This window comes from Streptomyces axinellae (assembly GCF_039532135.1).
GTDB lineage: Bacteria > Actinomycetota > Actinomycetes > Streptomycetales > Streptomycetaceae > Streptomyces > Streptomyces axinellae.
In genome coordinates this window covers 215346-226189 of sequence record NZ_BAAARJ010000010.1, presented here as the reverse complement: position 1 = coordinate 226189, position 10844 = coordinate 215346, and the positions used below count along the sequence as shown (strand labels likewise).

Genomic DNA, 10844 nt, shown 5'->3' with positions numbered 1-10844 from the left:
GACCGGCCACATCCCCGGCAGGGGCGGCGACACGCGCGGGAGGGCCGAGCGGTGACGTACACGAGGCCGGGCAACGAGGAGCGTCTCGTACGGCATCTGCGCACGATGAGCGGCGAGTTGCGGGCCGCGCGGCGCCGCGTCGGGGAGCTGGAGGGGCAGTGGACCGAGCCGGTCGCCGTGGTGGGCATCGGCTGTCGCTACCCGGGCGGGGTGACCAGTGCCGGTGATCTGTGGCGGGTGGTCAGCGAGACCCGCGACACCGTCTCGGGGCTGCCGGCCGACCGCGGCTGGGACGTGGCCGGGCTCTTCGCGGCCGACGGGGACACCCCCGCGCGCAGCCGCACCAGGGCGGGCGGGTTCCTCTACGACGCGGCCCGCTTCGACGCGGAGTTCTTCGGCATCTCGCCCCGCGAGGCCCAGGCGATGGACCCACAGCAGCGGCTGCTGCTGGAGACCTCGTGGGAGGCGGTGGAGAACGCGCAGATCGCCCCCCACTCCCTCCGGGACAGCCGGACCGGGGTGTTCGCGGGCTCGAACATCCAGGACTACGCCCATGTGCTGGCGGCAGCCCCGGAGGCCGCCGAGGGGCATGTCGTCACCGGCACCACCGGCGCCATGGTCTCCGGCCGGATCTCCTACGTGCTGGGGCTGACCGGGCCCTCGGAGACGATCGACACGGCCTGCTCCTCGTCGCTGGTCGCCCTGCACCTGGCGGTGCGCGCACTGCGGGCCGGTGAGTGCTCGGCCGCACTGGCGGGCGGCGCCACGGTGTTGACGACCCCCCGCGCGTTCAGCGAGTTCAGCAGGCAGGGCGTACTGGCCCCGGACGGCCGGTGCAAGGCGTTCGGCGCGGATGCCGACGGGTTCGGGTTGGCGGAGGGCGCGGCGATGCTGTTCCTGGAGCGGTTGAGCGACGCGCACCGCCACGGGCGCCGGGTGCTCGCCCTCATCCGGGGATCGGCCGTCAACTCCGACGGGGCGTCCAACGGCATCACCGCGCCGAACGGCCCCTCGCAAGAACGCGTCATCCGCGATGCGCTGGCCGCCGCCGGGGTGGCCGCTGGCGAGGTGGATCTCGTGGAGGCGCACGGTACGGGCACGAGGCTGGGCGACCCGATCGAGGCCCGGGCGCTGATGGCGGTGTACGGGGCGGCGCGGGGCGCGGATGCGCCGCTGTGGGTGGGCTCGGTCAAGTCCAACATCGGGCACACGCAGGCCGCCGCAGGTGTCGCCGGGGTCATCAAGGCCGTGCTGGCGTTGCGGCACCGTACCCTTCCGCCCACCTTGCACGCCGAGGTCCCGACGCGGGAGGTGGACTGGTCGGCGGGCACGGTCCTGCCCCTGACGGCGGCCCGGGAGTGGCCGGGTGGGAAGCGGCCCGGACGGGCCGCGGTCTCCGCCTTCGGGATCAGCGGCACCAACGCCCACCTGATCGTGGAAGAGGCGCCCGGGACGGGTACGGGACGCGACGCGGGCGCGCGACCCGCCGTGGGTGCACGACCCGGCACGGGCGCGCGGCGCGCCACGGACGCGCGGCCCGCGGACGAGGCCGCCGTGGGCGCGGCCGGGGGTGCGGGTGCGGGTGCGGGTGCGGGCGGGACCGCGGCGGCCGGGGCGGCAGGCGAGGCGGGCGTGCCGGGTGATCCGCCGCTGCTGCCCTGGCTGCTGTCGGCGCACTCGGCCCCGGCGCTGGCGGCCCAGGCCGGCAACCTGCTCGCCTGGACCGCCGGGCAACCCGCCGCCGGGCCCGCCGACATCGCGCGGGCACTGGTCCGCACCCGGAGCCGGTTCGCACACCGCGCGGTGCTGCTGGCGGACGGCACAGCGCCGCTCCGCGCCGCGCTCGGTGCGCTGGCTACCGGCCGGCCGAGCCCCGATCTGGTGTACGGGCAGGCTGCCGACCCCGGCCGGCTCGCGTTCCTGCTTCCGGGCCAGGGCAGTCAACGACCGGGAATGGGGCGGGAGCTGTACGCGGAGTTCCCCGCGTACGCGGCGGCCTTCGAAGCGGTCTGTGCGCACATGGACCCGCGGCTGCCCCAGCCGCTGCGCGAGGTGGTCTTCGCGCGCGCGGGCACGGCCGGGGCGGCGCTGCTGGAGCGGACCGAGTTCGCGCAGCCCGCACTGTTCGCCGTCGAGGTCGCGCTGTTCGCGCTGCTGGAGGCGTGGGGGGTGCGGCCCGACAGACTGCTGGGCCACTCCGTGGGCGCGCTGGCCGCCGCCCACCTGTGCGGGGTGCTGTCGCTGCCCGATGCCTGCGCCGTCGTCGCCGCCCGTGGCCGCCTGATGCAGGCGCTCCCGCCCGGCGGAGCCATGGCCGCGATCCAGGCCGCCGAGGAGGAGGTCCTCCCGCTGCTGAGCCGTCATCAGGGCCGGGCCGCTCTCGCGGCGGTCAACGGGCCCGGCTCGGTCGTCGTCGCCGGAGACCAGGACGAGGTGGCCGAACTGTGCGCGCACTGGCAGGGCTTGGGCAGGCGGATCAAGCGACTCGACGTCAGCCACGCCTTCCACTCACCCCGCATGGACGGGATGCTCGACGACTTCCTCAAGGTCACCTCCGCCGTGGAGTGGGGCGAGCCGGCCATTCCCCTCGTCTCGGATGTGACCGGCACGCTCGCCACCGAACGGGAGCTGGCCGACCCCCGCTACTGGGTGGCGCACGCACGCCGCACCGTCCGCTTCCACGACGGCCTGTGCGCGCTCCGCGCCGACGGGGTGAGCGCCTTCCTCGAACTGGGTCCCGGCGGCGCCCTCACCAGCATGGCCGCCGACAGCGGGGCCGACGCCGCGGCGCTGCATGTCGCGCTCCTCCCCCGGGGCCGCCCCGAGGCGCGCTCCGCTGTCACGGCGCTCGCCCGGCTGCACTGCCACGGCATCGAACCGGACTGGACGGCGCTGCTGCCGGGCCAAGGGCCCCAGCTGGACCTGCCGACCTACCCCTTTCAGCGGCAGCGGTACTGGCTGGAGCCGGAAGATCACCCCGGCACGGCCGAGGACCGCCGGTTCTGGTCCCTGGTCGACGATTCCGCCTCCGGCCCGGACGCACTGGCCGCCGAACTCGGCGTAGCCCCCGATGTCACGCTGCCCGACCTCCTGCCCGCGCTGCGCCGCCGGCGCGAGGGGGCCACACGGCGCGCGGGCTCGGGCGGGTGGCGGTACGGGGTCGTGTGGCGTCCGGTACCGGGAGCGGAGCGACCAGTACCGGACGCCGAAGCCCCCGCGGGAGCCGAGGGAGCCGACGGAGGCGAAGGGGCCGCAAGTGCCGGGGAGTTCGCAGGTGCCGAGGGAGGCGTCCTGGCCGGGACGTGGCTCGTCGTCGGCGACGACGAGGACGGCATCGGGGACGCTCTCGGCCGGCAGGGCGCCGAGGTCACGCGCCTGCCGGTCACCGGACCGGCCGACCGGGCCGAACTGGCCCGGCTGCTGGCCGCCCTGCCACCGAGGGCCGGTGTCGTCTCCACCCTGGCACTCGCACCCGCCGACCCGGACGCCGACGGCTCCGTGGCTCTGGCGGCCACCCTCGCGCTGCTCCAGGCACTCGGCGACACCGGGACCACGGCCCCGCTGTGGTGCCTGACCCGGGGCGCCGTCGCCGTGTCGGAGGAGGAGACCCCGGATCTCGCGGGCGCCGCCGTATGGGGGCTGGGCCGTGTGGCGGCGCTGGAACACCCCGACCGGTGGGGCGGGCTGATCGACCTGCCGCCCGCCGCACCCGCCGGTCAGGACCCGCTGCTCGGCGCGGCCCTCACCGGCGCCGAGGACCAACTCGCGCTCCGGGAGGGCGGCCTGCTGGCCCGGCGGGTCGTGCCTCGGCACGCGACGATCGCGGCGGAGCCCCGGCTGTCGGGAACGGCGCTGGTCACCGGCGGGACCGGGGGGCTGGGTGCGCACGTGGCCCGGTCGCTCGCGGCCCGGGGGGTGCGGCACCTGCTACTGGTGAGCCGCCGGGGTCCGGAGACGCCGGGTGCCAGGCGGCTGCGGGAGGAGCTGGCAGCGCTCGGCGCCACGGCGACGATCCGCTCTTGTGACGTCTCGGACCGCGCGGCGCTCGCCGGGGTGCTGGCCGAGGTGCCGGAGGCGCAGCCGCTGCGCGCCGTCGTGCACGCGGCGGGCGTGCTCGACGACGGGATCCTGGACGCCCAGACGCCCGAGCGCCTGGCCACCGTGCTCGCGGCGAAGTCGGTGGCGGCACGGCATCTGCACGAGCTGACGTGCGGGCACGAGCTGGACGCATTCGTCCTGTTCTCCTCCGTCGCGGGTGTCCTCGGCACCCCCGGGCAGGCCAACTACGCTGCCGCCAATGCCCAGTTGGACGCGCTGGCCGAGTACCGGCACGCGCTGGGGCACCCGGCGACGTCCGTGGCGTGGGGGCCGTGGGCCGAGGACGGCATGGCGCACGGCCTCGCCACCGGCCGGCTGCGCGAGAGCGGGCTGCGGCCCATGGCACCCGAGCCGGCCCTGGACGCGCTCTGGGACGCGGTCGGCGACGGGGCTCCCACGGTGCTGGTCGCCGACGTGGACTGGGACACCTTCGGCGCACGGACCACGGCCCTCCGCCCGAGCCCCCAGCTCGCCGAACTGACCGACTCGGCAACCGGACCCCGGGGCCCGGCGCCGACGCTCGCCCACGAGCTGCCGGGGCTGCCCGGGGCCGAGCGGCACGCCCGTCTCCTGGGCGTAGTGCGGGAACATGTCGCGGCCACCCTCGGGCACGGCCCCCAGTGGCGGCCGGCTCCGGACCGGGCGTTCGGGAGCCTCGGCTTCGACTCTCTCCTGGCTGTCGAACTGCGCAACCGGCTCGACGCCGTCACCGGCCTGAAGCTGCCGAGCACCCTGGTGTTCGACCACCCCACCCCCGAAGCCCTCGCCACGTTCCTGCTGGCCGAACTGATGGAGGAGGCCACGGTGGGCCCGGAGACCGCGCTCGCCGGGATCGACCGGCTGGAGAGCGTGCTCGCCACCGCCTCCTGCCTCGACGGCGCCGCCCGTGGCGCGGTCGAGGCCCGGCTGCGGGAGCTGCTGAAGAACTGGTCCGCCGGACCCGCCGACGACGGACCGGCCGACGGCGGGTCCGCCGCCCTCACCCAGGCGTCTGCCGAGGAGGTCGTCGGCTTCATCAACGGGCAGCTCGGCATCACCCTCGGCCCCGGCCCGGACCGGCCAAAGCCATGAGCCGGGGCCGGGCAGCCGCGACCCGCACCCGGCCTGACCCGACCTGCCGCACCTCCTCCGGTCCCACCTGCCCCTCTCATCCCGCCTGTCGGCGCATCTCCCCGCGAAAGGCTCCCCGTGTCCACAGCACACTCCCCCTCCGCCGAGGACAGGTTGCGGTATTTCGTCAAGCAACTGGCCGGCGAGCTGCGCCAGGCCAGGCAGCGGCTGGCCGATCACGAGGCCCGCGACACGGAGCCGGTCGCGATCCTCGGCATGAGCTGCCGGCTGCCGGGCGGCGTGAGCAGCCCGCGGCAGCTGTGGCAGCTGGTCCGGGACGGCACGGACGCGATCTCCGCCTTCCCCACAGACCGTGGCTGGGACACGGAGCGGATCTACGACCCGAGCGGGGCGCGGCCGGGTACCACCTACACCTGCGAGGGCGGGTTCCTGTACGGCGCGGGCGCGTTCGACGCGGAGTTCTTCGGCATCTCACCGCGCGAGGCCCTGGGCATGGACCCGCAGCAGCGCCTGCTGCTGGAGACCTCCTGGGAGGCGCTGGAGGACGCCGGTATCCTCCCGGCCGACCTGCGCGGCAGCCGCACGGGTGTCTACATCGGCGCCGCCACTCAGGGCTACGGATTCGACGTGTCCTCCGGCGGGGTCGGTGTGGCGGGCTACGGGATCACCGGAGTGTCCACCTCGGTGCTCTCCGGCCGGATCGCCTACACCCTGGGGCTGGAGGGCCCGGCCGTCACCATCGACACCGCGTGCTCCTCCTCGCTGGTGGCCCTGCATCTGGCCTGCCAGTCGCTGCACCGGGGCGAGAGCGACCTCGCGCTGGTGGGCGGGGCGACGGTGATGCCCACGCCGAGCACCTTCGTGGAGTTCAGCCGCCAGGGCGGGCTGGCACGGGATGGCCGGTGCAAGCCCTTCTCGGCGGACGCGGACGGTACGGGCTGGTCGGAGGGGGTGACCTTCCTCGTGGTGGAGCGGCTGTCGGCGGCGCGGCGGCACGGGCATCCGGTGCTGGCGCTGGTCCGGGGCTCGGCCGTCAACCAGGACGGTGCCTCCAACGGCCTGAGCGCGCCCAACGGCCCGTCGCAGCAACGGGTGATCACGCAGGCCCTGACCCACTGCGGGCTCACCCCCGAGGACATCGACGTGGTGGAGGCACACGGCACGGGGACCCGGCTCGGCGACCCGATCGAGGCGCAGGCCCTGCTCGCCACCTACGGGCAGGGTCGTCCCACGGACCGGCCGCTGTGGCTGGGCGCCCTGAAGTCCAACCTCGGGCACACCCAGTCCGCCTCCGGCACCGCGGGGGTGATCAAGATGGTGGAGGCGATGCGACACCGCACGATGCCGCGGACCCTCCACGCGGACACCCCCTCCCCCGAGATCGACTGGTCCTCGGGCGCGGTGGAACTGCTGACCGAGGCCCGGCACTGGCCACGTGACGGGCATCCGCGCCGGGCAGCGGTCTCGGCGTTCGGGATCGGGGGCACCAACGCGCACATCGTCCTGGAGGAGGACGAGCCGGAGGCCGCCGAGTCCGGTGCGCGGCCTGCCGAGCGGGCGCCGGCCGGGGCCCTCCCCGTCCCGCTGGTGCTGTCGGGAACCTCACCGGAAGCGGTGCGGGGGCAGGCGTCGGCGCTGCGCGCCCATCTGTCGGCGCACCCGGAGCTGGCGCCGGCCGAGGTGGCGCGGTCGCTGGTCGCGACCCGGACCCGGTTCGCCCACCGGGCGGTGGTCCTGACGCAGGACGGTGTGCCGCCGGCCGAGGCCCTCGCGCGGGTGGCGCCCGTGGCCTCGGGGCGGGGCCGGGTCGGGGCGCTGTTCTCCGGGCAGGGGGCGCAGCGGCCCGGGATGGGGCACGAACTGGCCGCCGCCTTCCCCGTGTTCGCCGAGGCGCTGGCGGAGGTCTGTGCCGAGACCGATCCGCTGCTCGGGCGCTCCCTCACGGACGTGATGTGGGGGCAGGAGGAGCTGGTGGACCGTACGGAGTTCGCGCAGCCGGCGCTGTTCGCCTTCGAGCTGGCCCTGGCGCGGCTGTGGGCCTCGTGGGGGCTGCGGTTCGCCGCCGTGGCGGGGCACTCGGTCGGGGAGATCGCGGCGGCCGTGGTCGCCGGGGTGCTCTCCACCCGGGACGGGGCGCGGCTCGCGGTCGCGCGGGGCCGGCTGATGCAGGAGCTGCCGCCGGGCGGGGCGATGGTCGCGGTCGCCGCCGGTGAAACGGAGGCGGCCACGATGTTGCAGGGCGAGACGGAGGCGGTGATCGCCGCGGTGAACGGGCCGGAGGCCGTGGTGGTCTCCGGCGCCGAGGCCGCCGTACTGCGCGTCGGCGACTACTGGCGCGAACGTGGCCGCCGCACACGGCGGTTGCGGGTCGGGCACGCGTTCCACTCGCCGCTCATGGAGCCGATGCTCGGCCGGTTCGCCGAGGCGGTCGCCGCACTGGACTTCCGCCCGCCGACGATTCCGGTCAGCCCCTCGGCCGCGACGGCGCACCCCTTCTCCTCCCCCGACTACTGGGTGGCGCACGCCCGGCGCCCGGTGCGCTTCGCCGACGCGCTGCGGAAGATGTCCGACGCCGACGTGCTGGTCGAACTCGGTCCCGACGCGGCGCTGACCGCGCTGGCCGGTGACGGGCGGCCGGTCTTCGCCTCGACGCGGCGCGACCGGCCGGAGACCCGCACCGTGTTGGCGGCCCTGGGCGGCGTACACGCGCACGGCGCGCACGTGGAGTGGAGCGTGCTGCTGGGCGAGGGCGGGCATGTCCCGCTGCCCACCTACGCGTTCCAGCGCGCCACCTACTGGCTCCCGGCCGCCGGCCGGCCGGCGGCCACGGCGCCGTCACGTGCCCAGGAGCGGTTCTGGGCGGCCGTCGAAGAGGGCGACGCACGGGAGCTGACCGGCCCGCTCGGCGCCCCGGCCGAACTGGTCCCGGTGCTCCCGGCCCTGGCCCGCTGGCACCGGGAGGCGAGCGAGCGGCTCAGGCTGGACGCGTGGCGCTACCGGGTCGTGTGGCGTCCGGCGGCGCAGCCCCGCAGCGCGGCCCAGGTGCCCGGCACCTGGCTGATCGTCCTGCCCCAGGAAGACGACGGGCGCGGCGACGGGCGGCTGCGGGCTCTGGCCAGGTCGCTGTCCGACGTGGTGACGGTCCGGACCGGTACCGACCGCGAGCAGGCCGGGGCGGCGCTCGGTGCCGTCGTCGCCGGGCTGCCGGCGCTGTCCGGCGTGGTGAGCCTGCTCGACCAGCCCCAGGAACTGCTCGTTCTCGTCCAGTCGTTGGGCGATGCACGGGTCGGCGCCCGCCTGTGGTGTGTCACTCAGGGTGCGGTCGGGGTCGGCCCCGGGGAGGCGCCGGCGGACCTCGAAGCGGCAGCCGTATGGGGGCTGGGCCGGGTGGCAGGTCTGGAACACCCGGACCGGTGGGGCGGGCTGGTCGATCTGCCCGCGCGGATCGACGAACGGGTCGGCGGCTGGCTCGCCGGGGCGCTGAGCGGCGAGGGGCACGAGGACCAGATCGCCCTGCGCGCGAGCGGCGTCTGGCTGCGCCGGGTCGGCCCCGCCCCGGCCGCACAGGCCCCGGCAGCCGCACAGGCCCCGGCCACCACACAGGCTCCGGCGGCCGAACAGCCTCCGGCCGACAGTGCTCCGGTGGCCGAACGGGCTCCCGCCGGACCGGCCGGGCACGGGTGGGAGGAACCGGGCGGGAGTGTCCTCATCACCGGGGGGACCGGATCGCTGGGGGCGCTGCTCGCGCGGCGGCTGGCGCGGCGCGGCGGCCGCTCCCTCGTGCTCGTCTCCCGCCGTGGCCGCGCGGCGCCCGGTGCCCGGGAGCTGGCCGCCGAACTGGAGGCCATGGGCGCCGTGGTGCGGATCGTGGCCGCCGATGTCGCGGACGGGCCGGGCATGTCCCAGCTGGTGGCCGGACTCGCGGAGGCGGGCGAACCCGTGCGCGCCGTCTTCCACACCGCGGGGGTGGGCCAGAACACCACGCTGGAGGAGATGACGGTGGAGGAGTTCCGCACCGTCACCTCCGGCAAGGTCGTGGGCGCCCGCGTGCTGGACCAGCTGTTCTCCGACACGCCGCTCGACGCCTTCGTCCTCTTCTCCTCCATCTCCGGCTTCTGGGGCAGCGGCCACCAGGGCGCCTACGCCGCCGCCAACGCCTGGCTCGACGCCCTCGCCGAACAGCGCAGGGCACGGGGGCTGGCGGCCACGGCGGTGGCGTGGGGCGTGTGGGCCGGATCCGGCATGCTCGATCCGGGCGGTGAACGCGAGCTGCGGCGCCGTGGGCTGCTTCCCATGGCCGCCCAGGACGGCATGCGCGTGCTCGATGACGTGCTCGCCCAAGGCGAGAGCGCGCTGGCTGTCGCCGACATCGACTGGGAGTCCTTCCTGGTCGGCTACACGGCCGCCGGACCGCGCCCGCTGGTGGAGGATCTGCCGCAGGTGAAGGCCGTGCGGCAGGGCCGGCCGGCGGCTCCAGCCGCCGGGACCGGCGGCGGCGCCGGGGGCTCGGGCCGCACCGCCGCCGAACTGACCGGCCCGCAGCGGGAGTCGGCGCTGCGCGCGCTCGTACGGGAAGCGGCGGCCGAGGAGTTGGGCCACGCCGGACCGTCCGCGATCGGTGATGACCGCCCGCTGGTCGAGCTGGGGCTGGATTCCGTCTCGGCGGTCGGCATCCGCAACCGGCTGGGCCGCACGACGGGGCTCGCGCTGCCGGCGACGCTCGTCTTCGACCATCCGACCGTGCCCGAGGTGTGCGCGTTCCTTGGCCGTGCACTGGATGAGGCCGGATTCGCGCGGGAGGCCCCCGAGGGGGGACGGGCCGCCGACGACGAGACGTTCGCGGCCGTCTACCGGGCTGTCGCGCTGCGCGGCCGGATGACGGAGGTGGAGGCGCTGCTGACCGGGGCGTCCGGGGTGCGCCGCCGATTCCATGATCCGGCGGAGGCGGACGCGGGGCGGGTCCGGCTGGCAGCCGGCGAGGAGGGGCCGGCGGTGGTGGCCTTTCCGCCGTTCGCGCCCGTCGAGCAGTCGTTGCAGTTCGCCCGGCTCGCGATGTTCTTCCGCGACCGCCGGGACCTGTTCCTCGTGCACGTCCCGGGCTTCCAGCCGGGCTCGGCCCTCGCCGGTTCGTTGGAGACCCTCATCGACGCCATGGCGGCGCAGGCGCTGCGCTGTACCGGCGGGGGGCCGTTCGCGCTGCTGGGCTACTCCTCCAGCGGCTGGCTCGCACAGGCGGTCACCACCCGGCTGGAGGAGTGGGGGGAGCGGCCGAGCGGTGTGGTGCTGCTGGATACCTATCTGCCGGACAGCATGCCCCTGAGCCTGCGTCAGGCGATGAACTACGAGGTCAACGAGCGGCGTGCGCGGTTCACCACGATGAACTTCACGACGCTGACGGCGCTGGGCACCTACCGGGCTCTCTTCCGCCCCTGGACACCCGCCGCGACCAGCGCCCCCACCCTGTTCGTCGCCCCGCAGGAGCGCATCCCCGGCGACCCGGCGGCTCCCCCGCCCGCCGCGGAGGAGTGGCGGTCCCGCTGGCCGCTGTCGCACACCAGGGTCGGCGTGCCCGGCGACCACTGCACCATCGTCGCCGAGCACGCCGCCCGGACGGCCGAGGCCGTGCACGACTGGCTCGGCAAGGTCTGAACCGCACACCGGAAGGCGCTGACCGT

2 protein-coding genes are annotated in these 10844 nt (G+C 75.9%); both read left to right on the top strand.

The annotated features are described in order from the left end of the window. Positions 1–51: 51 nt before the first annotated feature. Positions 52–5169, top strand: a complete 5118-nt coding sequence (locus tag ABD339_RS17210) for an SDR family NAD(P)-dependent oxidoreductase (protein WP_344566960.1) — start codon at positions 52–54, stop codon at positions 5167–5169. Positions 5170–5286: 117 nt separating this feature from the next. Next, a complete protein-coding gene (locus tag ABD339_RS17205; RefSeq protein ID WP_344566958.1) occupies positions 5287–10818 on the top strand; it encodes an SDR family NAD(P)-dependent oxidoreductase in 5532 nt (1843 codons plus the stop codon). Positions 10819–10844 lie beyond the last annotated feature (26 nt).